Below are 23,528 nucleotides of genomic sequence, written 5' to 3'. Positions count from 1 at the left end.
AAATCCAGTCTAGTCTAACATTTCAATTTTTGGCTGCTAAATTTAATCGAACTTCACCTATCAATTTACCTAGATATTTACACTTGCATGATTTTGGCTCAACGGATAATTAATTGTCCTAATCCTATCTGTACTCGCCCAATCAACCCTGTAGATAACCGTGTTTGTGCAAATTGTCAAACTCCCCTGATTCATCGCTATCTTTGGGTAATTGGGTCATCAGCAGGTACAATTCCCCAAGGAGAAAAAGTAGCTGATAAATATGAGGTAATTGCACCTCGGATTTGGCTGGATACTCAACCAGGAAAGTTACCTAACATACCCAGCGCAATACCAAAAGAAATTATTCCTTACCTGCGGTTATATCAACAACGGTTACACCTACCCCAAGTTTATGGATTTGTTCTTTCTCAAACAGAAGCAGCAGATGATATTCTCTTGCTGGAAAATGTGCCTATAGATGAAGCGGGAAATCTTTACCCAACATTAACAAAAGCATGGCAGCAAGCAACGGCAGTTAGACAAGTTTACTGGCTATGGCAAATTCTGCAATTGTGGCAGCCTTTGTCTGAAATGGGAGTAGCAAGTAGTTTGCTCATACCAAATAATTTAAGAGTGCAAGGTTGGTGTGTGCGGCTGTTACAACTTCAGCAGTCAGGACAGCCAAGTGTAAAGCATTTGGGAGAGTGTTGGCAACCTTTGGTAGTTACTGCCAAAACCCAAGTTGCAAGAGACTTGCAAAAAATAGTTCAACAAATGTGTAGTGGTGAGGCAGGGTTAAAAGATATTGCTGCTCAACTGAATGCTTTATTATTGACATCTGCGGCGGAATTACCTTTAAGCATCAAAGTAGCAGGTGCAACCGATAAAGGGGCTGAAGGACTGATACAAAACGAAGATACTTGCTATCCTCATGGCAACAATGCGATCGCTGATTCATTATTACCACGAGTAGCGATCGTTTGCGATGGTATTGGTGGGCATGAAGGCGGTGAAGTTGCCAGTCAATTAGCAGTGCAGTCTGCGAAACTGCAAATTCGCGCATTATTACAAGAAGTTACCGAACAAGCCGAGATTGTACCGCCAGATTTATTGCAACAACAGTTAGAAGCGAGTTTGCGGGTAATCAACAACATTATTTGCAATTGTAATGACGAACAAAAACGTACAGGCACCCAACGTATGGCTACAACCATTGTTATGGCTGCCCAAATCCCGCAACGCATTCAAACTACTGCTGGGTGGCAATCAGACAATGCCCAGGAACTTTATTTAGTTAATGTGGGTGATAGTCGTGCTTACTGGATTACCCGTAACTACTGCCAGCTACTTACAGTTGATGATGATGTGGCAACACGGGAAGTATGCCATGCCCGCAGTCTCTATCGCCAGGCGTTGCAACGCCCAGATGCTACTGTCCTCACCCAAGCTTTAGGAACAAAAGATGGTGAATTGCTTCGTCCTCTAGTTCGGCGCTTGATTTTGGAAGAAGACGGCATATTATTGTTGTGTTCCGATGGCTTGAGCGACAATAATTTAGTAGAACAAGCTTGGCGAGATTACGCTGTACCAGTATTAACAGGGGAACTGACTTTAGAAGACGCTGTTCATGCTTGGATTCAACTGGCAAATCAGAAAAACGGCCATGACAATGTATCTGTGGTGCTTGCCCATTATCGTCTTTCTCCAGATTATTTGGTTCCAGTTACTCAAAAGAAATTACAAATAGAAGTTGTCGAAGAAAAACAAGTAGAAATTGTCCCAGAAGAACCACAACCAGAAGAATCTGAGTTAGCAGCAAGTTCACAAGTATTGCTGGAGTTAGACATTTCCCCCATCAGCGAAACTTCTAATACTACTCAACGCCAACATAAACCTTTGGTTTTACTGCTGGGATTACTGGCTTTGTTGCTAGGAGGTGCAACGGTAGGGTTATTTGCTTGGCAACAATTGCAGCCGCAAACATTCCAGCAAATGTGTAGACAACTTCCCCAAAGAGTGCAACAGCTGTGTCTACCCCGGAGGTAGGGTGGTGGGGAGGTGGGGAGATGGGGAGGTGGGGAGATGGGGTGGTGGGGTGGTGGGGAACTCACCGGCCCCCACGACCGACAGGGAGTGGGGATTGGGGGCTAGGGGCCCCCTTTGGGGTTGGGGGAGGGACCCCCCTTGGGGCGCGCTGACTCACCACCAACCACCAACAACCACAACCAACTAACTTGACTGCTGTATCACCCTAGAGTGAAGATAAAATGGTTAGGCCCCTTGCCAAAGCACAGGTGATTTTAGATGTCGCCTGGTTCTCTTATTCTCCCGTCGATTGGAAAACAAGGGTTTTAGACTAAGAGAACAAACCATATTCAAGCCTGCATAGGCAGGCTTTGTTTGTCTAGGCAGTATTGAGGCATTAAATCAAGCTTCAATACTGCCTAGAAGCCAACAGCAACTTTTGCAAGCAGTCTATGTTTTATCAGCAGCAAGTTCAGTGAGGGATGGCAGTGGAGACACTTGTGGAAAAGCAGAAGCTAGGTGTGAATTCTATTATGAAGAAAGGCGATCGCGTCCGTGTTAAAGAATCCGTGGTAGTTTACCATCATCCCGAACATCGTGGTAATCCATTTGACCTAAAAGGTACAGAGGGAGAAGTGGTAGATATTGTTACCCAGTGGCACGATAGACCAGTTAGTGCTAACTTGCCTGTTTTAGTGCAGTTTAGCAAAAAATTTAAAGCTCACTTCCGCGAAAAGGAGTTAGAAATTATTTAACGTCCCTCATTGGCGGCGAACAAAAAACTGCATTATATTGAATTCGCCGCGCACTTTTTTAAGGTCTTGACGATGCTGTTCTGCTATTGCGTAATACCACTCACAGTATTCTTGATAATCTGCTCTGGTTTTAACTTCGTGATAAAACTGGTGAGTTGTTTGGTAGACAGCAAAACTTTCCTCAATTTGAGGTTGAGGGGAAGGAATAATATGTGGTAAGTCTTTATACATAATTTTAATTAATTAAAAGCAAAAATTAAGAGTGAAAGTTGATAATTTCTTGTTCAACTCCTCATTCATTATTGCGTACTTATTGAAGAAGGCAGCTATGCTGGAGGCAGAAGGGCAGATAACTTGTCTCTGGCATACTCAAGATAAGATGCACGATATACAATTAGGCTTATTTAACAGTTATCAGTTATCAGTTTAATTACGGGGTATAAAATGCGATCGCATTCCTTGGCTTGCCACTCTTTGATCATCACTTTTTCTGTATCAATTGGGTAAGTTTTTCCACAGCTTGAGAGTACTGAGGATCTGCCATTGTCCCAAATGAACGCTTTTGAAGCATTGCTTGCTGTTGAGCTTGTGTTAAATTTACAACTACATCAGGTATAATCCCTGACTTATTAATGTCTCGTCCTTTGGGTGTACGCCACTTGGCAATAGTTACAGCCAAAGCTGAGCCATCATCAAGAGGTCGCACTTATTGGATTGTATTGTAACCATTTGTTTCATAGCTTACTTAGTACACATCTCCAGAAATTAATTATGCGTTACCCAAAATCCTTGTACCAGACGTGCCATGGCACGTCTGGTACACTATTTGTCGGAGAAGTCTAGTGTATTTTTGTAGCTTTTTCCCACAAAAATTTATGCTCTGGAAAATATAGGTTTATTTAGTTATCAGGCGATCGCTCAAATTTTATTAATATAACGATGTTTATTAATATATTTTCACTATTTGAGGTCAAATTACAACCTCTACACTTGTTATTTGATGAGGAAAAAAGCAAACAGAAATATGCGTCGGGTTTGTTTGAAATTTTTACAGCCAGCCTCTCAAGCGATAGACAAACATACCAACATACTCTTTAGCTGCCGTAGTAAACTTGTGTAAATTAGAACTATCTGGTAACAAACTCAAAATAGCAGCTTTAGGAGTATGACCTAGTGCTTTGATTTCAGTGTTAGTTATCAGAAAATCAGTAGGTGCAGGAATAGCTTCAATACCCTGACGCTTAAAGATTAAAAATGACCGGGGCATATGCATAGCAGAAGTTACTAGCAAAATCCGGCGAATCCCACGAGTGTCAAGTATTTTTTTGACATTTACTGCATTTTGATAGGTATTGAGAGATTCAGATTCTTGAACGAGAACTGCTGGTGGTATACCAATAGAGGTGAGGACTTGGGCCATATCTTCAGATTCTGCTAAGCCTTGATTGTCGCCCCAATCAATGCGCCCACCACTCAGAATAATTAAAGGGGCTTTGTTTTGGCGATAAAGTTGAGCAGCATAAATCACCCGATCGCCAGCTTCATTTAAATCTACACCTGGCCGTGGTGGCAAAGCTGGTTTGGTAGCACCGCCTAACACAACAATTGCTTCTGCATTTGGTAGTTGTGCAGGTGGCAAATATTGCCATTCTAGCGATCGCACCAGTAAATTAGCAATCCAGGCATTACTACTTAACAGCAATATCACTAGCGCCAACGTAATAGCGATCGCTGCTGTACGAGGACGTTTCCACAACATGAACAGTGCTACCAGCAAACAAATACTAGCTAGCCCCAAGGGATAAAAAAACAGTGGTAGCAACTTTGAGAGATACAAGAACATAAAGAGGGATCGGGGATTGGGGAGCAGGGACAAGGGAGACAAGGAGGACAGGGGAGAAAACAAACCACTAACCACTAACCACTAACCACTAACCACTAACCACTAACCACTAACCACTAACTACTAACAAAACTTTTTACCTCCGCCAAAATTGTGGCCAGTTAGAACCTCCAGATGAACGACGGTAACGACGTGTAGGCTTTCTGACTCGTCGCTTAACAGTTGGGGTTGGAGGTAATTCTAGTTGTGTTTCATCTGTTAATTCATCGGGGATTTGTGTTCTAGTCTCTTCCTTGCTTTTCCACCAAGCAATAATCCAGCCTCCACCAATACCAGCTAACGAACCCAGCAAGATACTTACGGATGGTTGATATCCCAAAAACACAAAGCCAAGCAGGAAAAATAACCAGTATTTAAGACCCGCGTCAACACCCTCAGAAGAAGCAATAGAATCACCCTGAGGGCTACTTTTATTAGCTGTTGTCAGCCAGCCTACGGCTAAACCACCTAATATGCCCAAAAAAAGACTCACAGGTAGTGGATAACGTACCACCAAAAAAATGAGTGTTAAAAAGATCCCAAATAGGATTTGATTTAAAAAATTGGGTGAAATCGAGAGAAATTGGTTGAAATTGTTCTTTTGTGGTGCCATAAGGTCAACCGATTTTGGATTGTGGATTTTGGATTGTGGATTTTGGATTTTGGATTAATGAGCATCAAGCCGATTACTAACAATTACTTTCCTAATCACTAATAACTGCCGATCTAAAATCCAAATTCCAGAATCTCAAATTCACTGTCAAGGCTATTAGTTAAATATTTCCTTTAATTGTGCCTGTATTGGTTGAGTTGTGTCCAAAATTTTCACAAATGGTTTTTCTTTTTCAGTCCAAGTCTCAGCAGTATCAAGTTGTGACGCCAACAAATCAGCAGTTGCATCAGCAATATCACCAGTGCGCTGTTGCAGACGTTGTTGTAAAACATCATGCGGTGCTTTACAATACAAAATATCCAAGGGTATTTGCTTAGCTTGGGCTTGAGCGATCGCTTCTTGTCGTAACTGCTGGCGATCGTACTTGGCATCTAAAATTACATTAAAACCTTGACTTGCCAGCATTATTCCCAATTCCAGCAAGCGTGTATAGGTTTTCTGAGTCATTTCGGGGGTATACAAATCATCTCCACCGCGTTGCAGTAAGGGAATACCTGCCAAATGCTTTCGTACTGCATCGGAACGAATGTGAATTGCTCCTATCTGTTGAGCTAAATACCTAGCTGTTGTACTTTTTCCAGAACCAGATACCCCAGACATTAAAATTAGCTGTCCTTGACGCGGCTGAGTATATTCCCACGCCTGTTTGTAATAAGTAGCAGCAGTTTTTGTTGCCTCCTGCTTAGCTTCTGTCGGTACGCCCGGATCATCCAGTAAAAAGGAAGTTACTTTCGCCCTGACGTACGCCTGGCGACTTAAATACAAAGGTAATACCTGTAAACCTTCCCAATCCCCTGTTTGCTCAATATAAGTATTCAAAAACACATTAGCCAAATCTTGAGACTGCCGCGCTTCCAAATCCATTACCGTAAACGCCACATCGTACATCACATCAACAAAGCGAAACGGCTCGTTAAACTCAATGCAGTCAAATAGCAAAATCTTATCTTGCCATAGCGCAATATTTCTTAAGTGCAAATCACCATGACATTCCCTAATATAGTCATTGGCAATACGACTTTTAAACAGTTCCCCACGCTCTGCAAAAAACTGATCTGTATATTTCTTCGTTTCCTCAAACTGTACCTGTGTCTGTGGCCCACCAATATACTTTTCCGTTTGCTGGTAATTTTCGTCAAACGCAGCCCGGACTTGTGATACTTCCCCAAAAGAACGAATGTAATCATTGGTAACGGTTTTCCCATGAAAATCCGCTACTACTCGTCCCAATTGTGCTATGTGCCTCTGTTTTAACTTCCCCTGCTCAAACATCTCACTCAACAACGCCTCTTGGGGAAACTGACGCATCTTTAACGCATACTCTACCGCTTGGGTTTCCCCTAATTGATATTGTTCACCCACCAAAGCAATAGGCAATACTTCCAAATAAAGTTCCGGCGCACCCCGTTGATTTAACCTTAACTCCTCCTCACAAAAATGCTTGCGCTTTTCCAAAGTCGAATAATCCAAAAAGCCAAAATTTACCGGCTTCTTCAACTTATAAACAAAATCCCCAGTCAACAACACATAAGAAACATGCGTCTGAATTAACTTCACTGGTTCCTGCACCGGATGGGGATAAAACCCAGGCTGCAACATCTGCTGAATTAAAGGTGGAATCGAAACCTCTGTCATTTCTTAGCTTCCTTGGCGTCTTGGCGGTTCAATCAATAAAAAACCAGGGTTTTCACCCTGGTTCCATCAGCAATTATGACAAACTGTATCAACCTTTGCTGGAAGCAAAAAAACTCAAATGATAAGGTGTCCCTTTAGCTGGATGAGTTTGAACCTCCCGGATCACGGTTTTACCGCGCCAATCCAAATCTGTTACATTAAGTTCAAACTCAGTTTTGTTGACACGAGCCTTTTTGAGCAACTGCTCAACAGTTTTAGCATCAACAACTAAAGAAACAGACTCGCTACCTTTGTGACCATACAAATTAGCAGGTATTAACCCAGAACGACGCAAAGCATTAGGCTTGCTACCTTCTGGCCGCTTTTTACACTCAATCGTAAGTTCCATAGAAATTGTTAGTTGTGAATCGACAAATTGGGCTAGCCTAAGCACTCAGCAAAGAAGCTGGAGAGCCATCAGCATGTAGCAAAGCCCGTTTGGGGCCATGTATGGGGTCTTCGACAATGATAGTTTGATCGCGGCTGGCTCCTAAAGAAACAATCGCGATCGGCACTTCCATTAATTCTGCCAAAAATTTCAGATAATCCAACGCTTGCCTTGGCAAATCATCTAAAGAACGGCAGTTACTTGTAGACTGTTGCCACCCAGGCAAGGTTTTGTAAATAGGACGACACTGAGCAAACTTCCGGGCGCTAGTGGGAAAATGTTCACAGCGATCGCCGTCTATCTCATAGGCAACACAAACTTTGATTTCCTCTAGTTCATCGAGGACATCTAGTTTGGTGATTGCTAGACAGTCCAAGCCATTGATACGCACAGCATAGCGACCAATAACCGCATCAAACCAGCCACACCGACGTTTACGTCCGGTGGTTGTACCAAATTCTGCTCCACGGGAACACAATAATTCTCCTAATTCCCCATCTAATTCTGTGGGGAAAGGCCCTTCACCAACTCGAGTGGTGTAGGCTTTTGCTACCCCAATCACCCGGTCAATCATTGTCGGGCCTAGTCCTGTACCAACGCAAGCCCCTCCGGCTACTGGGTTAGAAGAGGTGACGTAGGGATAAGTCCCGTGATCTAGATCGAGAAGTGTACCTTGGGCGCCCTCAAATAAAATATTGCGCCGCCGCTGAACCGCATCGTAAATTTTCAGCGAGGTATCGACTACATAGGGTCGCAATCTTTCTGCATACCCTAGATATTCGTCTATTACCTTTTGGGGTTCTAACGGTGGTAAGTTGTAAAGCTTTTCTAAAATTACGTTTTTGTAATTAATCGTCCACTCTAGCTGGTCACGTAGCCCTTGGGGGTCCATCAAGTCTAACATCCTGATGCCTGTCCGCTCCGATTTGTCGGCATAGGTTGGGCCAATGCCTCGACCAGTTGTGCCTATTTTATGATTTCCTCGCCGCTCTTCTGATGCCTGATCAATCAAGCGATGATAAGGCATCGTTACATGTGCTGTTTCAGCAATTAATAAGTTGCTAGTAGCAATGCCAAGTTTTTCTATTTGATCGAGTTCTGCTATTAAAACCTGTGGATCAATGACTGTTCCACAACCAATAATGCACTCTGTATCCGGGTACAAAATACCAGAGGGAATCAAATGCAATTTAAAGGTTTGACCCTTGACTACAATCGTGTGTCCAGCATTGACACCCCCTTGGTAACGTACTACTACATCTGCGGAGCGGCTGAGTAAATCAGTGATCTTTCCTTTTCCTTCATCGCCCCACTGGGCACCTATAACAATGACGTTAGCCAAGAGTTTATTTTAAAAAGCTAAAGTTTCCACAAACGTTAATTATCGACAAATTTTGTAGCAGATGTCAAGCTTTGAAAGCAAAAGTTTAGTAGAGACAAACGTAGGCACGTCTCCTATTAGAGAGATAATATTTGCAAATGTGTCTTTGCAATCAAATTGAAATCTTTGCTTACAAACCTCTGCGGTGTACATCCTGAAAGTAATTGGGAGGAGCGATCGCCTACAAGCTTCAGGAAGTTAGTATTGATTATTTTTGGGTGAGCGCAAGTTACCAAAGCCCAAGACGATATTAAGGTGTCACTTTGTTAGTAAAATAATTCCTAATAATATTGCGATTATGTTTCATGATAGTATTATTTTTGCTGTATTTAATAGGTTAGCGATCGCACCTATAGATAGATTTGCTATTTTCATTTGTAGGTGTAAAATACATCGGAGAAGCGGTACATCAAGAAGAATGGCGATCGCATTTGGGTAAATTTGACTGTATCGCTTGTACGCGAATTGAGTAGAGAGCCTAAATATTTTATTTCAGTTATAGAAGACATTACAAAACGTAAGCAAGGAGAACAAGCGCTGCAAGAGTCGCTTAAAAATCTAGCAGACATGAAGTTTGCACTAGATCAAGCTGCAATTGTGGCTTTTACCGACAATCAGGGAACGATTACATACGTCAACGATAAATTTTGCGAAATTTCCAAATATTCCAGAGAAGAACTTTTGGGAAAAAATCACCGCCTGATTAATTCTGGTTATCACCCACGGGAATTTTTTCAACAAAGGTAATGAAACCCAACAATCTACCCAAGAAATGGAAGAACTTACAGGGGATGGGGAATTAATTTTGGTAGTAGATGATGAAGCCACTATTCGGGAAATTACTAAATCCTCTTTAGAAGCTTACAACTATCGCGTACTTACTGCTAGTGATGGCGTGGAAGCGGTAAAAATCTACGCACAGTATAAGCAGGAAATTAGTGTGGTGCTACTAGATATTGATGATGCCATCAATGGATGGAGCGATCGCGATCCGCACGCTACAAAAAATCAATTCCAATGTCAAAATTATTTCTACTAGTGGACTGTCCTCACAAAAAATGTAGCCGAATCACAAGGTGTAGGAGTAAAAGTATTTTTATCAAAGCCTTGTACGGCGAAAGAATTATTACTGACAATTGCCGCAGTCAACAAAAGTAATTAAAGAAACTTACAAAAAATTTATCCAAAAGCAGGTTGTTTTTTTATTTGTTACTGTTAATAATAATTAAAATTTTTTCTAAATACACTACTATGGCTTTATACGCAGAGTTACACAGACACCTTGGTGGTTCGGTTGTACCAAGAGTTTTATGGCGATACTTTGAACGTCATTCTTCCGAGTTAATTTCTCGGTTTGCTAACTATGGAGATTTTGAAGAATTTTACACACGTCCGCGTAATACCTTGGATGAGTATTTAGAGTTACACACGCTTGTAGAAAGTGTGCAAACTGTAGAAACTCTACCCTATTTTATTTATCGTCTGCTGCGGGGTGCTTATATATTTGAAAATTTGGCTTACTTAGAACTGCGTTACACACCTTATCTGCGGACACCAGAACACCTGAGTCAATCAGAAAGAATTGACAAAATGGCGGAAATTGTCGAAGTTGTGGGCCAGGCAAGCAAAATACCTGAATATCCGATTGTTACTAGTCAAATTCTTTGTATGCATTCGCGCCTACCCTATGAGGTAAATAAAGCGATTGTAGATTTAGCCACACAAAATAAGCAGTATGTTTGTGCAGTAGACGTGGCAGGTGGGGATAACTATTATGGCGATCGCCTAGAAGAATGGGTAGAGTTATACGAATATGCCCTATCTCTAGGAATTGGCACAACAGGACATCTTTACGAAACGACCGCTGGTTGTTACCCAGAACTGTTACCTTATCTGATGCGAATCGGTCACGGTATCCAAATTCCTTTGTTATACCCCGAATTACTTCCAGATTTAGCGAAACGCAATCAGTGCTTGGAAGTTTGCCCCACAACTTACCTCAAAACAGGTACTTTAGAGGATATGCGGCAACTTAAGGTTGTTTTTGACCGTTGTTTTGATGCTGGAGTAGATATCGCTATTTGTACAGACAACGCCGGATTGCATAACGTGCGTTTACCGTTTGAGTACGAAAATCTTCTCACCTACGACATCATTAATTTTCAACAACTGCAAGCTTGTCAGGATGCTGCTTTTCGTCATGCTTTTGCTTGGCCTTACGGTCAACGTCCAGCATCGTTGTTAAATGGGTTGCTAAATGATGAAGATAGTAAACTTGTAGCGATGCAAAATTAGATCGGGGATCGGGGATCGGGGGAAAACGCAGTAAGGCGGATATGTAGATGACCCAGAGAATCAATCAAAAATATTTTCCCTTGTCCCCCAAGTCGTCCCCCTTGTCCCTGATCCCCAATCCCCTTGAATTATGCTCCTACTGTTGCACCTCCAACTGCTTTCCAGGCAGACAAGCCACCCTTGATTTCACAGACATGAGCAAATCCTGCCTCTTTTAGCACCTGTGTAGCTTGGGCGGCTTGTTCATCGTTTTCACCATAAACAAAAATCTCACGCTTGCTATGGAAAGAAGTTTTGGCACGGCTTGCCAAATCAGTTAAAGGAATGGGTACTGCTCCTGTAATATGACCGCTATTGTAGCTGTTGCGATCGCGTACATCCACTATTGTAAAACCTGGTTGACCCAATTCCAGACGAGATTTCAAGTCGTGTGCAACAGAATCAAGCATAATAGCCACCTAATTGATTGTTTTTGCCTAATAGTTAGTTGATTTTCACCATAAACAGCAATCTATCAAAAAATTTATTTTTCTCGAGCTTTTTTTAAAAAGAATAAATATTTTTATTAAGGTTGACAAAATTGAATAAATTTAACTTAAAAAATATAAATTTTTATATAGAAATATCAGGAAATTTATTTAGATGCTACACCAATTAACTCCTCGCCTAAACTAGACTTTATGGTATCCACGATCCAAGTTTTACCAAAAGAAGTCGTACATTTAATTACAGCCGGAGAGGTAATAGACTCTTTAGCAGCTGTTGTGCGGGAACTAGTCGAAAATTCCCTCGATGCAGGGGCAACGCGGATAGTAGTTTCTCTGTGGCCCGAACAATGGCGAGTGCGAGTTGCTGATAATGGCTGCGGCATGAACTTGGAAGACTTACAGCAAGCAGCATCAGCTCATAGTACTAGTAAAATTCGTAGCTGTGCAGATTTATGGAAAATCACTAGTTTGGGTTTTCGTGGTGAAGCATTGCACAGTTTGACGACTTTGGCAGAATTAGAAATTTTGAGTCGTCCCTCTGCACGTATATCTGTTCCGTTGACGGGGGGGACGGAAGGGGAAGTCGGTTGGCGAGTAGTGTATGGCCATGGGGGACAAATACTAGAACAACAAGTCGCTGCGATCGCACCTGGTACAGTTGTCACAGTCTCCAATCTCTTTGGTAGTTGTATAGCCAGACGTCAAGGCTTGCCAACAGTAGCACAGCAAATGAAAGCAGTGCAAGCAACAATCTACCAAATTGCCCTGTGTCACCCCCAAGTTGCTTGGCAAGTTTGGCAAAATGACCGAGAATGGTTCACCATCTCTCCCGCCCCGACAATGGGGAAACTCATACCGCAACTTCTCCAGCAAGTGCGTCCGGGTGACTTGCAAGAATTGCAACTAGAATTGCCTAATTCTCAACAAAATTCCCTAAATATAGTTGTGGGATTGCCTGACCGTTGCCATCGCCATCGTCCAGATTGGCTACGGGTAGCAGTAAACGGCAGAATGGTAAAAGCTCCAGAATTAGAACAAACTATCTTAGGAGCATTTCACAGAACATTACCACGCGATCGCTACCCGGTTTGTTGTCTACATTTGTTGATTTGCCCAGATCAAATCAACTGGAACCGCAACCCAGCTAAAACAGAAATATATCTCAATGACTTGAGTTATTGGCAACAGCAAGTCAGCCAAGCGATTGAACAAACACTCCGCATCAACTCTGATACGATTCAGGAGGCAGTTCACACTAGTAGAGTAGGAAAATTAATCAAAGTTGCGGAAGAAACTGGTGCTTATAACACCAACCCCTCTACTCCCCCAAATCCCGCAACTTCCCACACCCTCAAAGCCGTAGGCCAAGTTAACAATACTTATATAGTTGCCGAACATCCTGGTGGTTTGTGGTTAGTGGAACAGCACATAGCCCATGAACGGATATTGTACGAGCAATTGTGCGATCGCTGGCAAATCGTCCCTGTTGAACCACCGATCATTCTCTATCAATTGTCGTCAGTGCAAGTATCCCAACTACAACGTATTGGTTTAGATATCGAACCCTTTGGTGAACAACTTTGGGCAATCCGCAGCGTACCCGCAATGTTACAGCAGCGAGATGACTGTGCAGATGCAATTTTAGAACTGAGTCGCGGAGGTGACTTACAAACAGCACAAGTAGCTGTTGCTTGTCGCAGTGCTATTCGCAACGGTACACCCCTTTCCTTGCCAGAGATGCAGCAAATTTTAGATGATTGGCAACGTACCCGCAACCCCCGCACCTGTCCCCACGGACGCCCGATTTTTTTATCGTTGGAAGAGTCTTCTTTAGCAAGGTTTTTCCGGCGTCATTGGGTGATTGGGAAGAGTCATGGGATTTAGAAGGAATTAGGGATCGGGGATCGGGGATGAGGAGGACAAGGGGAAAGAAGGTGTTAGGATATCAAAGTTGAGTGTATACGACTGCTTTTGTGGGAATAGCCAGGATGTTTTGAGTCTTTGAAAGTCAACATTGAGTTTTTGAGAGTCAACATCTTATGTAAATTATTCAAATCCGAGAATTAGAGCTTCGTCAACGAGGATTAGAACTTCGTTGATGAGTATCAAAGCTTTGTCAATCAGTATTAGAATCTCATGGACAAGTCTCAAAACTATGTAGACGAGTATCAAAACTTTGTCAATCAGTATCAGAATCTCATGGACAAGTCTCAAAACTATGTAGACGAGTATCAAAACTTTGTAAGCGAGTATTTGAAACTTGCTAATGAGTAGTATTACGTGTTTGCTCTACTACAGAAATTATGAAGAGGTTGGCAATAATTAGTCGATTATAGTGATCGCTCAATTTATTATTCAAAATATTTCATTATACTGGTTAGCGACTGTTTTCTATCAATATATATGTGTAATTATTGGCTTATACTCCAATAGGCTTAGGTTAAATCTAAAAGGTCACAGGTAAAAGCTGGAAAAACGTTTGTTTTTATTCCTTTTCCTCTTACCCTTTAACCGAACATTATTGGCATACTCCCCACCCCCATTGCAACCTATGCAAAGACAGGGCAACGATGAATCTAACCACTCAGGGAACTCATTACCCCATAGTGTGGACTTTTTCCGCGCTTTAAGTGCTTGTTGTCCGATAGGTATCTTTACGACGGATACCCAAGGTCGCTGTACCTATCTCAACCCACAGGCTGAATCTGTGTGTGGCTTCAAGGCTGAGGAAATTTTAGAAGCAAGTTGGGTGCAGTTTCTTCACCCTAATGAACGGGAATCTGTCATGGCAATGTGGGTGGAAGCAGTATTTGCAGGTAGTGAATTTTGCCGTGAATGTCTTTTCCAAAATCCCCAGGGAAAAATTCAGCGAGTGCAGGTAAAATCTTCCCAGTTGCATGATCAACAAGGAAACCTCATCGGTTCGTAAATGCGATCAAAGAAATTACCCAACAGCAAGCTACGCTATCCGAATGCCAACAAGTCCAGGAAGTCCGTCAGTTGGCATCGCAACTTCAACAGACAGATGCAGCATTGCAAGAAAGCGAACAATGGTTGCGATTGGCACAAAGGGCAGCAAGAATTGGTACTTGGGAATGGAATGTGCAAACTGGTGAAGTATCCTGGTCAGAAGGCATCTGGAGATTATTAGGACTGGAACAAAATACTGAGGAACCAAGTATCCAACCTTGGATTGATTTTATTCACCCCGACGATCGCGAACAAGCGATGCGTAATGTAGAAACGGTATTTGCCCACGGGGAAAACTATTATGACGAGTTCCGCATTCTTCGAGGAGATGGTTCTATCCGCTGGTTGGCATCCCAAGGACAAGTTATCCGCAATGCCCAAGGGCAGGTTGAACGGTTTCTAGGTGTCAATATTGATATTAGCGATCGCAAGCAGGTCGAGGAAGCACTGGAAACCTACTTGGCACAATTAGAAGCTGTAATTAATAGCATCACCGAAGGGCTAGTGATTGCCGACCCCCAAGGCAACGTCCTAATGTTTAATCCAGCACCATTAGCTATGCATGGTTTCCAATCTCTCGAAGAGGTACGTCAACACGTGCAGTCTTTTGCTAGCCTATTCGACGTGCGCGAACTTGATGGTCAACCCGTAGCAGTGGCAGATTGGCCCATCTCCCATGCTTTAGCAGGCAAAACCTTCTCTGGAAGACGATTGCAACTGCACCGAACAGATACGGGTAAGCGTTGGGTGGCTCAGTATGGAGGGACACCTGTGCGTAATAAAGCGGGTGAGGTGATTTTGGCGATCGTCACCATCAGTGATATTACTGTTATGTATCAAGCAGAACAGGAACGTGAACAACTCCTGCTTCGGGAACAAGCAGCACGGGTGGAAGCAGAAACTGCCAGAGAACAAATCACCAAAATTTTGGAGAGTATTACCGACGGCTTTTTGGCGTTTGACCGTGAGTGGCGCTTTACCTACCTTAATCATGAAGGCACGCGTACCTTAGGACGTTCTGCGGAGGAACTGCTGGGCAAGAATTTGTGGGAAGAATTTCCCGAACTCGCACAAAGCAGTTTCGGTCGCATGTATAAACGGGCAGTAGCTGAGGGAGTGCCACTAGAACTGGAAGACTATTATCCCCCTTTTGATGCTTGGTTTTCCGCGCGTGCTTACCCTTCTGCTGTGGGACTAACGCTCTATTTTCTGAATATAAGCGATCGCAAGCGAGCCGAAGCACAAATTGCTGCTCTCAACCGAGACTTACAAAAGCGAGTTGACGAACTGGAAACCCTATTTGAGGTCATTCCAATTGGCATTCTCATAAGTGAAGATCCAGAGTTTAAACAGGTTCGAGCCAACCCTGCCTTTGCCGAAATTTTGGGAATTTCCCAGGAGAACAACGCCTCGTATACTCCACCAGAAGGTAATCACAGCCCTCCCTACAAAATTTTTAGAAATGGCAAACAACTGCGTCCAGAAGAAACTCCCCTGCGTTTTGCTGCGATTCATGGTGTAACAGTTCAAGGGGCAGAGGTCGATATTCTACGGCATGACGGTAAGTTATTTAATTTGTACGGCTATGCAGCTCCCCTATATGATGATCAAGGTAAGGTGAGAGGAGCTGTCGGTGCGTTTTTGGACATCACTGAACGCAAAGTTGCTGAAGCCGAACGAGAACACCTACTCCAACGAGAACGAATTGCACGGGAAACTGCCGAAACTGCCAATCGTATTAAAGATGAATTTTTAGCTGTGCTTTCCCACGAACTACGAACTCCGCTCAATCCGATTCTTGGTTGGACAAAATTGTTGCGGACTAAAAAATTGGACGAGGCGAAGATAGCATTTGCCCTAGAAACTATTGAGCGCAATGCCAAACTGCAAACTCAACTGATTGAAGATTTACTGGATGTTTCCCGAATTTTACAAGGAAAACTCACCCTGCAAGTATGTCCTGTTGATTTAGTTGTGACTATTGAAGCTGCAAAAGAAACGGTACGTTTGGCAGCAGAAGCTAAATCAATTCAAATTGAAACAAAATTTGAACCCACGAACAAACAAGTGAGTGGTGATCCAAATCGCTTACAACAAGTCGTGTGGAATCTGCTATCTAATGCAGTCAAATTTACTCCGAATGGTGGTCAGATTCATATCAAGTTGGAGTACATTGACACTTACGCTCAAATCACAGTAAAAGATACAGGCAAGGGAATTAACCCGGAATTTTTGCCCTACGTATTTGATGCCTTCCGACAAGCCGATGGCACAACTACCCGTAAATTTGGTGGATTAGGATTGGGATTAGCGATCGTGCGTCATATTGTCGAAATGCACGGCGGTTCTGTCTCTGTAGAGAGTGAGGGAGAAGGACAAGGGGCAACATTTACCGTCAAGTTACCCTTGGCAGATACAACTGTAGAGGCAAACCAAAAAAGCACTAAATTAGAAGACTCACCTAGTTTGCATGGAGTAGCCATCCTAGTTGTAGACGATGAACCAGATACCCGTGAGGTGATTAGCTTTGTATTAGAACAAGCAGGAGCAAATGTCACCAAAGCTGCATCAGCACGGGAAGCGCTGGAGATACTGGCACATTCACTTCCGAATATTTTGGTATGTGACATTGGTATGCCAGAAATAGACGGTTATATGTTGATTCGACAAGTGAGAACCCGCTCAAAACAGCAAGGCGGAGAAATTCCAGCAATTGCTCTGACTGCCTATGCAGGCGAGGTGAATCAGCAGCAGGCGATCGCTGCGGGATTTCAAAAGCACCTATCTAAACCTGTAGGTCCAGAAGAATTGGTGAGAGCGATCGCCAGTCTATATACTGAAAATTAGCCAACTAGTGTTTTTTTGGTTTAGGAATCATCATTGTTGCAGCAGGCAGTGGAACGAGTTTCCTACCATCCCTTTCACTTACATTAGACGCTAGAATATGTAACATTTCTTGCCGTTGCTCTTCAGAAAGCTGGCTCGAGTCTGCCTGACAAAAGAAATCCATAAGTGCTTTCCCTGCTGAAGAATTTTCTTCAAAGCAAAGCGTCACATCCATGTATTCTGGATAATTTACCACTTCATAAGACAATCCCAGTTCGTCAACCATCGTCTGCATTTTTTCCATCTGTAGCATTTCTGTAAAGCCTTCTCCTGTGAGGGCGGCATATTTAAAGATGGTGTCATAGATAACGGCGTCTGTAGTATCAAGAGTCAGGATCAAAAAGCCATTATCTTTAAGCATCTCCATTGCCCTCTGCACAAGCAGCTGCTCGTAACCGGGCATATGATACATCGAGTGAGTGTAGTGAATAATATCGAACTTTTCATCTGTCCAAAATTCTTCAACTTTTTCTGGATGAACTTTCCAATCGACATCAGCAAACTCTGGGGCGGTGATTTTTTGCTCATAGCGCTGTCGATGTAAATGGTTTGGTTCAACAGCGACATAACGAAGTTTTAATTCTTGTGATATTTGTTGCTTAAGAGTAGATATCACCTGTACATCAAAATCCCCTGGTCCTGCCCCGACACTTAATACAGCTATTTGTGGGGGGTGTGGCTTCAGGTGTTTTTGCATCAAATCAAGAGCTACTTGGCGATTGACTTGCCAGTTTTTTAGGAAGACCTGGTAGCTAGCATCATAAGCTTCATATAACTTGATTTCTAGTTCAGTTGGGGAAATCACAAGATTCTCCTAATAATTTATGGTGTGCTGTTACAGATATTCCAAGCGATTAATTTATATGGTCATTGCTTCCCTTTACACTCAAACTATTTGCCTTACAATTATCAGTTTTTCCTAACATACTCTCTATAATGTTCTCAAACAATCGCAATTTTAATTGTGTGATTTCATTAATTTTGCTACATCTGATTAATTTTCAGTTAATTGAATAATAAAAATATTAATATTTAATTACATTTAAACCAATTACTCCTACAAAAATTAAGCCAATACATAAAGCTTTAGCTAGGCTAATACTTTCCTGAAAGATCATTGCACCCAAGATTGATGTCCCAATAATTCCTATGCCAGACCAGACAGCATACCCAACACTAATTTCAATTGTTTTTAGAGAGAATGCAAAAAAGCTAAATGCTAGAGGATAACCAATTACTGCTCCCATTAAATAAATCGGTTTTGAAAAGCCATCTGCAAATTTTAGAGAAGTGGTTGCAAAGATTTCACAAGCGATTGCGAGAAACAGAAAAACCCAAGCCATGAAATTATTCTCTAATTCATAATTAATAATTTAACGTAATGTGTGACTGATTTTAAAACTAATTGCTCAAATCCTATTAGTTTGCAACCATAAATGCAGTTAAATCAGACTAAACCCTGAATGAAAAAGGCATGTAGAGGAGTAATACCGTTTGACTATAAGTCCGATACATTCGGCAGCCAGGCAACAAAGAAGACAAGGAGACTAGTGGTTCATCGCATTAATTTTGCTGGGCTACAAGATCCCCGACTTCTTGAAGAAGTCGGGGATCTGACCCCTCACAACTTCTCATAACTTTTGCGATAGACCACTAGTGCGGTGGACTATTTTCCTGGCGTCACGTGGCGTTACCTGGCGTGGAGGATTCGTATCAATAATTTTATGAAATGGTATAAAAAGGTCTAAGAAACGAAAAAATGGTAGCATCCCAAATTTTGCAAAACACAAAACGAATAAGCTCTAATTAACACTATGTGTTTCCTTGCGTTCACCTCTGCAACCCATAGCGTTTAAAAATAAACTAAAACATTTGGGATGTTCCCGAAAAACTTGAACTAATTGATTCGAGAAATAGCAGAATCACGTACCATCGCCGTGTCGTTACCAAAGAAAGACCTACTAAAATTTGGAATAATTTCTTCTTAAAACAATAACACCCAACCATCTAATCGCTTAGAAATCTCCTCTGTTTCTTCAATCAACTCAGGGTTGTACTGCTTGAAATTTGCTTAAAAACAGTTACATTGCCCTCAATTTACCAGTATGAGGAAATATCAGCTTTCGAGTTGGGTGTTGGTGTTAGTTGACGAGACAGATTGCAATAAAACAGCTTTTTTACCTCTTAACTAAATTGAACATTGGCTGTTAAATCTGCCAGGGAAGCTTTTTAGCTTCAATTAATAAATTATCATTACTAAATTAGATATAGTTTTTTCTGCAACTAAACTTTACTTTTTCACCAAATTGCTAGGAATGCGATCGCTTTATCTAGTTACAAGCCTATTTAAAAGTACAAGCGATCGCTAATTCTGCATGTTGCTTGAGTGTGTCTTGGTCAAGGGCAGAAACTGAGTATTGCGGCGTCATGGCGATTAAGCTATCAATTCGCATTCTTGCTGCTTCGACAATGGGTTCATCCAGGCTACCGTTACTTAGAGAGTCTACAAAATCTTGAGCGATCGCAAAGGTGCGTTCCACAGATGATGAAGGTAGATTGCGGGAGACAATGAATAAATCACAGCCAGCATTAAATGTCTGTGCCACAGTCCCACTTTTAGCATACATATTTGAGACTGCCTTCATATCCAGGTCATCAGATACAATCACCCCTGCAAACCCCAGTTCTTCCCTCAGTATGCCCGTTAAGATAGTTTGTGAAAGTGTTGCAGGTACATTTGCATCTATCTGTGGGAACAAAATATGAGCAGTCATGATCATCGGCACTTGTTCGGCGATCAGTGCTTTAAAGGGTATAAGTTCGCGATTTCGTAGTTCTTCTATGGTTAAATCCAAAACTGGTAACTCTAGATGGGAATCTGTGTTGGTATCTCCATGTCCAGGAAAATGCTTAGCACAGCCAATAATCCCAGCTTCCCGCAGTCCCAATAAATAATCACGCGCACCAGCAGCAGCAGTCTCCGGAGTGATACCAAAAGCGCGAGGCCCGATAATTGGGTTATCAGGATTAGAGAAAATATCTGCTACAGGTGCCCAGGATATATTAATTCCCAATGACTTCAGTTCTGATCCTGCTGCTTTTGCGACTTCACGTGCCTGGGACTGCAACAAGAAAGCATGGGGAAAGCGAGTGATTGGTAAATATGGACGATGGACAGTACCACCTTCATGATCGATAGTGATCAACATCGAGGTACGTTCAACATATTGCCGAATCTGATGAACTAGATCCTGATAGATTTGCAGCCATTCTTCGTAATGAATACCGTAACGAAAGTTCTTAGCATAAAAGATAATCCCCACTGGCTTTAACTCGCTCAGTATGCGTTTATCTTCATCGTTTAATTTAGTACCAGAAATACCGACTATGAGGTGATGTCCAAAGCGATGCATATCTTGCGCTGCTGCCATGATCGGGGTTCCTTGTTTCTGAGATTTTCCAGCAGTTGCAACAACTGTGCTAAACCTACTGGAACAAAAATTCTAACCCGCTTAAGCGGGTTTGAGCTATCAGCCGGAACTTTAGTTCACGGCTTGTTGATCACTTTGATCACAAATCCGTGACAATTGCCAGCTTTTTACTAGGTTTCTGATTTTTCAGACTCAGGTTGAGATTTTTCAGAGTTATTTTCGCTTCACTTGGTTGCATAATCACTGCTTCATAGGGTACAACTCCAGCTACTTCACTATTGATACAACGAGCGGCTACTCGTGACAAATCTAGACTGCGAGGAGGAATATAAGGGCCGCGATCGTTTACTCGCACAATTACCGCTTTGCCAGTTTGCAAGTTAGTCACTTTTAAGAAGGTGTTAAAAGGCAAGGATTTATGAGCAACTGTCAATTCATTTTGATTGAATATTTCACCATTTGCCGTTAAGCGACCATGAAAATATGGGCCATACCAAGAAGCTAAGCCATACATTTTTTTCTGGGAAGGCTTTAAACCATACATCTCTAACTGCCCTTCCACAAGTGATAATGTCGGTGCGTTCATTGCCGTACGTAGGTTATTAGTCCATTCAATTGCTAATAATTCACCACTACGGTTGGCTTTTTGAGTAATTTGTTTGTTAATGCCAAACAAATAGCGATTCCCTGCCATTAATGCTGGTACACCATCTACCAATGCTGGTTGTAGTTGCAATGCATTGAGATTGGGTGTCTGCAACAATCGTCTCAAACGTTGTTGCATCAAAATTGCTTGCAACCTATTGGGTAAATTTGCAATCAAGCGGTTATTCACCCAGACTTCGTAATTACTTTCATCACGATACACCACACCCACCGGCAAACCTGATGAAGAACTAAAAAGAGACTCGAAAGGCGTGGAAAAATGGAAGAAGTTATGTAGCGATCGCAAGATTTTATCTGCGAGAAAAGCTGGTTGAGTAGAAGTTGCTTCTATAAATGTAGCGGCTGATAAATTACTGACACTTTTGACAGGAGGCTGTCGAATTTCAGTTACCTGGAGAGAAGAACAAAATTGATTTTTGCTGCTTTTAGCCCTTACTTTCAAAGCATTTGACGATTTATTTAGCGTAGGTTTTGCTGTTTTATCTCCCCAATCTATCTTTAAAAAACGTGTAGGTAGTAGCGTCGTACTCCAAAATTTTACTGGTTGCTTTGGCTGCACAAAAAATGGGTGAGGCTTACTAACCAATTTACCTAAATTAGCAGAAAGTTTTGTCGAATCAACTGCTGATGTAATGCTTGGTGGCAAGCTTTGATTCAGCGACAAAAACGAACCAATCCAGGATGTAGCCCAAAGTAGTCCAAACAATATCATGGTTATTGTCAATGTTCAGAACAGTGCGCCTTTCTACAGGTGCAACTTTATTTATGTTTTCCCAAGTTTCTCAACAACTATTTGTGCATAAATTCTTTTGTTGAAAAAGAATATGCATCTAGTTAGATACACACCAAATGAGCGATTACCAGCAGGGATCATCTTATACTGTTAATGCTAAATAAGCAAATCAATGTTCCATAAAACTTTCAGATGTGAAAAGCAATTTATACTGGTTTTTCAATTTAAATTTTTTATAAGACACGCAAATAAAATCCACAAAATATGCAAAAATCTGCTAGACGAGTCCAGTCTAAATACGTAAAATAAAAAATGAGCAGTCTTATTTTTTACATAGTTGACGTATTTGCTGAAGCAAAATATACCGGTAATCAACTAGCTGTTTTTACCAACGCGGCTAATCTTTCTACAGAGCAGATGCAGCAAATAGCCAAAGAAATCAACTATTCTGAGACTACGTTTGTGACTTCAACCCAGACACTATCCGGAGGTTATAATGTAAAAATATTTACACCAAAACAAGAATTGCCTTTTGCTGGGCATCCTACTTTAGGCACAGCCTATATCCTCCAAAAAGAGATTATTAAAAGCTCAGTTAAAAAAATTTTATTAAATTTAAAAGTTGGGCAAATACCAGTAAAAATTGATGAACACAATAGTTCTGGAGAATATCTGTGGATGCAACAACAAGCGCCAACTTTTCATCAAATCTTGGATAGACATAAAATAGCTGAAGTTTTGAGAATAGAGTCAGATGAGATAGATTCTCGTTTTCCAATTCAAGCAGTTTCTACAGGCGTTCCCTTTATAATTGTTCCTCTGAAAACTCTGGAATCTGTGAAGCGAATTCAGGTTAATAGAGACAAATATTTTGAACTGATTAACACCATAGATGCGAAATGTATCCTTGTATTTTGCCCAGCAACATACAAACAAGAGAATGATCTGAATGTCAGGGTATTCTGTGATTATCTGGGTATACCGGAAGACCCTGCTACTGGCAGTGCTAATGGATGTTTAGCTGGTTATTTAGTTCAATATTCTTATTTCGGCAAATCAGAAATTAATTTACGAGTTGAGCAGGGATACGAAATTAACAGACCTTCTTTGATTTTGCTACAAGCAGAGCAAAAAGGTATAACCATTGACGTGAATGTGGGAGGACGAGTGGTTATGGTTGCGAGGGGGGAGTTTGTATGAGATGGGGAGGTGGGGAGATGGGGAGATGGGGAGGTGGGGAGGTGGGGAGATGGGGAACTCACCGGCCCCCACTTCCCCCCAAGGGAGTGGGGATTAGGG

21 protein-coding genes and 1 pseudogene are annotated in these 23,528 nt (G+C 41.9%); 10 read left to right on the top strand and 12 right to left on the bottom strand.

What is annotated here, in order from left to right; genetic code table 11:
- Positions 1-87: 87 nt before the first annotated feature.
- A complete protein-coding gene (locus tag UYI_RS0101865) occupies positions 88-2,028 on the top strand; it encodes a protein phosphatase 2C domain-containing protein (protein WP_016864994.1) in 1,941 nt (646 codons plus the stop codon).
- Positions 2,029-2,489: 461 nt separating this feature from the next.
- Entirely contained in the window at positions 2,490-2,762 is a 273-nt protein-coding gene (locus UYI_RS0101855; protein ID WP_016864992.1) for a ferredoxin-thioredoxin reductase variable chain, read from the top strand.
- Between the two features lie 6 nt (positions 2,763-2,768).
- On the opposite strand, the gene UYI_RS0101850 is transcribed toward UYI_RS0101855, so the two are convergent.
- From UYI_RS0101850 to UYI_RS0101815, 7 genes are all read right to left on the bottom strand, one after another.
- Entirely contained in the window at positions 2,769-2,993 is a 225-nt protein-coding gene (locus tag UYI_RS0101850) for a hypothetical protein (RefSeq protein ID WP_016864991.1), read from the bottom strand.
- A gap of 250 nt (positions 2,994-3,243) precedes the next feature.
- Positions 3,244-3,468, bottom strand: a complete 225-nt coding sequence (locus UYI_RS0101840; protein WP_016864989.1) for a S41 family peptidase — start codon at positions 3,466-3,468, stop codon at positions 3,244-3,246.
- Between the two features lie 342 nt (positions 3,469-3,810).
- Positions 3,811-4,605: a YdcF family protein gene (locus UYI_RS0101835; RefSeq protein ID WP_035137973.1), complete on the bottom strand. Its 795-nt coding sequence runs from the start codon at positions 4,603-4,605 to the stop codon at positions 3,811-3,813.
- Between the two features lie 136 nt (positions 4,606-4,741).
- Entirely contained in the window at positions 4,742-5,257 is a 516-nt protein-coding gene (locus UYI_RS0101830; protein WP_016864987.1) for a hypothetical protein, read from the bottom strand.
- Between the two features lie 156 nt (positions 5,258-5,413).
- Entirely contained in the window at positions 5,414-6,952 is a 1,539-nt protein-coding gene (locus UYI_RS0101825) for a bifunctional aminoglycoside phosphotransferase/ATP-binding protein (RefSeq protein WP_016864986.1), read from the bottom strand.
- Between the two features lie 88 nt (positions 6,953-7,040).
- Positions 7,041-7,340 carry a 50S ribosomal protein L25 gene (gene rplY, locus UYI_RS0101820; protein WP_016864985.1) on the bottom strand — a complete coding sequence of 100 codons (300 nt, stop codon included), beginning with the start codon at positions 7,338-7,340 and terminating at the stop codon, positions 7,041-7,043.
- A gap of 37 nt (positions 7,341-7,377) precedes the next feature.
- Positions 7,378-8,721 carry an adenylosuccinate synthase gene (locus UYI_RS0101815; RefSeq protein WP_016864984.1) on the bottom strand — a complete coding sequence of 448 codons (1,344 nt, stop codon included), beginning with the start codon at positions 8,719-8,721 and terminating at the stop codon, positions 7,378-7,380.
- Between the two features lie 480 nt (positions 8,722-9,201).
- Here UYI_RS0101815 and UYI_RS38580 point away from each other — a divergent pair, with 480 nt between their 5' ends.
- The 3 genes and pseudogenes from UYI_RS38580 (at position 9,202) to UYI_RS0101800 (ending at position 11,055) form a co-directional block, all read left to right on the top strand.
- The gene (locus UYI_RS38580) at positions 9,202-9,507 is read left to right on the top strand and encodes a PAS domain S-box protein (RefSeq protein WP_016864983.1); all 306 of its coding nucleotides are present in this window, start codon (positions 9,202-9,204) and stop codon (positions 9,505-9,507) included.
- Positions 9,500-9,922: pseudogene (locus UYI_RS40095) on the top strand (response regulator); the annotation flags it as partial. The gene UYI_RS38580 and the pseudogene UYI_RS40095, both read left to right, overlap by 8 nt.
- An 89-nt stretch (positions 9,923-10,011) precedes the next feature.
- Positions 10,012-11,055 (top strand): adenosine deaminase, encoded by a 1,044-nt coding sequence (locus UYI_RS0101800; protein ID WP_016864982.1) that lies wholly within the window; start codon positions 10,012-10,014, stop codon positions 11,053-11,055.
- 128 nt (positions 11,056-11,183) lie between these two features.
- On the opposite strand, the gene UYI_RS0101795 is transcribed toward UYI_RS0101800, so the two are convergent.
- The gene (locus UYI_RS0101795) at positions 11,184-11,504 is read right to left on the bottom strand and encodes a rhodanese-like domain-containing protein (protein WP_016864981.1); all 321 of its coding nucleotides are present in this window, start codon (positions 11,502-11,504) and stop codon (positions 11,184-11,186) included.
- A 231-nt stretch (positions 11,505-11,735) separates the two neighbouring features.
- Between UYI_RS0101795 and mutL the strand changes: the two genes are divergently transcribed.
- The 4 genes from mutL to UYI_RS31740 all read left to right on the top strand — a co-directional run bounded on the left by mutL (position 11,736) and on the right by UYI_RS31740 (position 17,360).
- On the top strand, positions 11,736-13,427 hold the full coding sequence (gene mutL / locus UYI_RS0101790; protein ID WP_016864980.1) for a DNA mismatch repair endonuclease MutL: 1,692 nt from the start codon (positions 11,736-11,738) through the stop codon (positions 13,425-13,427).
- A gap of 252 nt (positions 13,428-13,679) precedes the next feature.
- Entirely contained in the window at positions 13,680-13,817 is a 138-nt protein-coding gene (locus UYI_RS36385) for a hypothetical protein (protein WP_016864979.1), read from the top strand.
- A gap of 277 nt (positions 13,818-14,094) precedes the next feature.
- Positions 14,095-14,472, top strand: coding sequence for a PAS domain-containing protein (locus UYI_RS38570; protein WP_016864978.1), 378 nt, complete (start codon positions 14,095-14,097; stop codon positions 14,470-14,472).
- 71 nt (positions 14,473-14,543) lie between these two features.
- Positions 14,544-17,360, top strand: coding sequence for a PAS domain-containing hybrid sensor histidine kinase/response regulator (locus UYI_RS31740; protein WP_016864977.1), 2,817 nt, complete (start codon positions 14,544-14,546; stop codon positions 17,358-17,360).
- Positions 17,361-17,364: 4 nt separating this feature from the next.
- Here UYI_RS31740 and UYI_RS0101770 read toward each other — a convergent pair whose 3' ends face one another.
- From UYI_RS0101770 to UYI_RS0101755, 4 genes are all read right to left on the bottom strand, one after another.
- Positions 17,365-18,204: a class I SAM-dependent methyltransferase gene (locus UYI_RS0101770; protein WP_016864976.1), complete on the bottom strand. Its 840-nt coding sequence runs from the start codon at positions 18,202-18,204 to the stop codon at positions 17,365-17,367.
- A gap of 220 nt (positions 18,205-18,424) precedes the next feature.
- Positions 18,425-18,742 (bottom strand): DMT family transporter, encoded by a 318-nt coding sequence (locus UYI_RS0101765; RefSeq protein ID WP_016864975.1) that lies wholly within the window; start codon positions 18,740-18,742, stop codon positions 18,425-18,427.
- Between the two features lie 999 nt (positions 18,743-19,741).
- Positions 19,742-20,830 carry a beta-N-acetylhexosaminidase gene (nagZ, locus tag UYI_RS0101760; protein WP_016864974.1) on the bottom strand — a complete coding sequence of 363 codons (1,089 nt, stop codon included), beginning with the start codon at positions 20,828-20,830 and terminating at the stop codon, positions 19,742-19,744.
- Between the two features lie 139 nt (positions 20,831-20,969).
- Positions 20,970-22,208 carry a septal ring lytic transglycosylase RlpA family protein gene (locus UYI_RS0101755; protein WP_016864973.1) on the bottom strand — a complete coding sequence of 413 codons (1,239 nt, stop codon included), beginning with the start codon at positions 22,206-22,208 and terminating at the stop codon, positions 20,970-20,972.
- Between the two features lie 333 nt (positions 22,209-22,541).
- On the opposite strand from UYI_RS0101755, the gene UYI_RS0101750 reads away from it, so the two are divergent.
- A complete protein-coding gene (locus UYI_RS0101750; RefSeq protein WP_016864972.1) occupies positions 22,542-23,429 on the top strand; it encodes a PhzF family phenazine biosynthesis protein in 888 nt (295 codons plus the stop codon).
- The last annotated feature ends 99 nt before the right edge of the window (positions 23,430-23,528 follow it).

Source organism: Fischerella muscicola PCC 7414 (assembly GCF_000317205.1).
In the GTDB taxonomy this organism is placed as follows: domain Bacteria; phylum Cyanobacteriota; class Cyanobacteriia; order Cyanobacteriales; family Nostocaceae; genus Fischerella; species Fischerella muscicola.
Note: the sequence above shows the minus strand (reverse complement) of the source record. Positions and strands in the feature narration are given on the sequence as shown.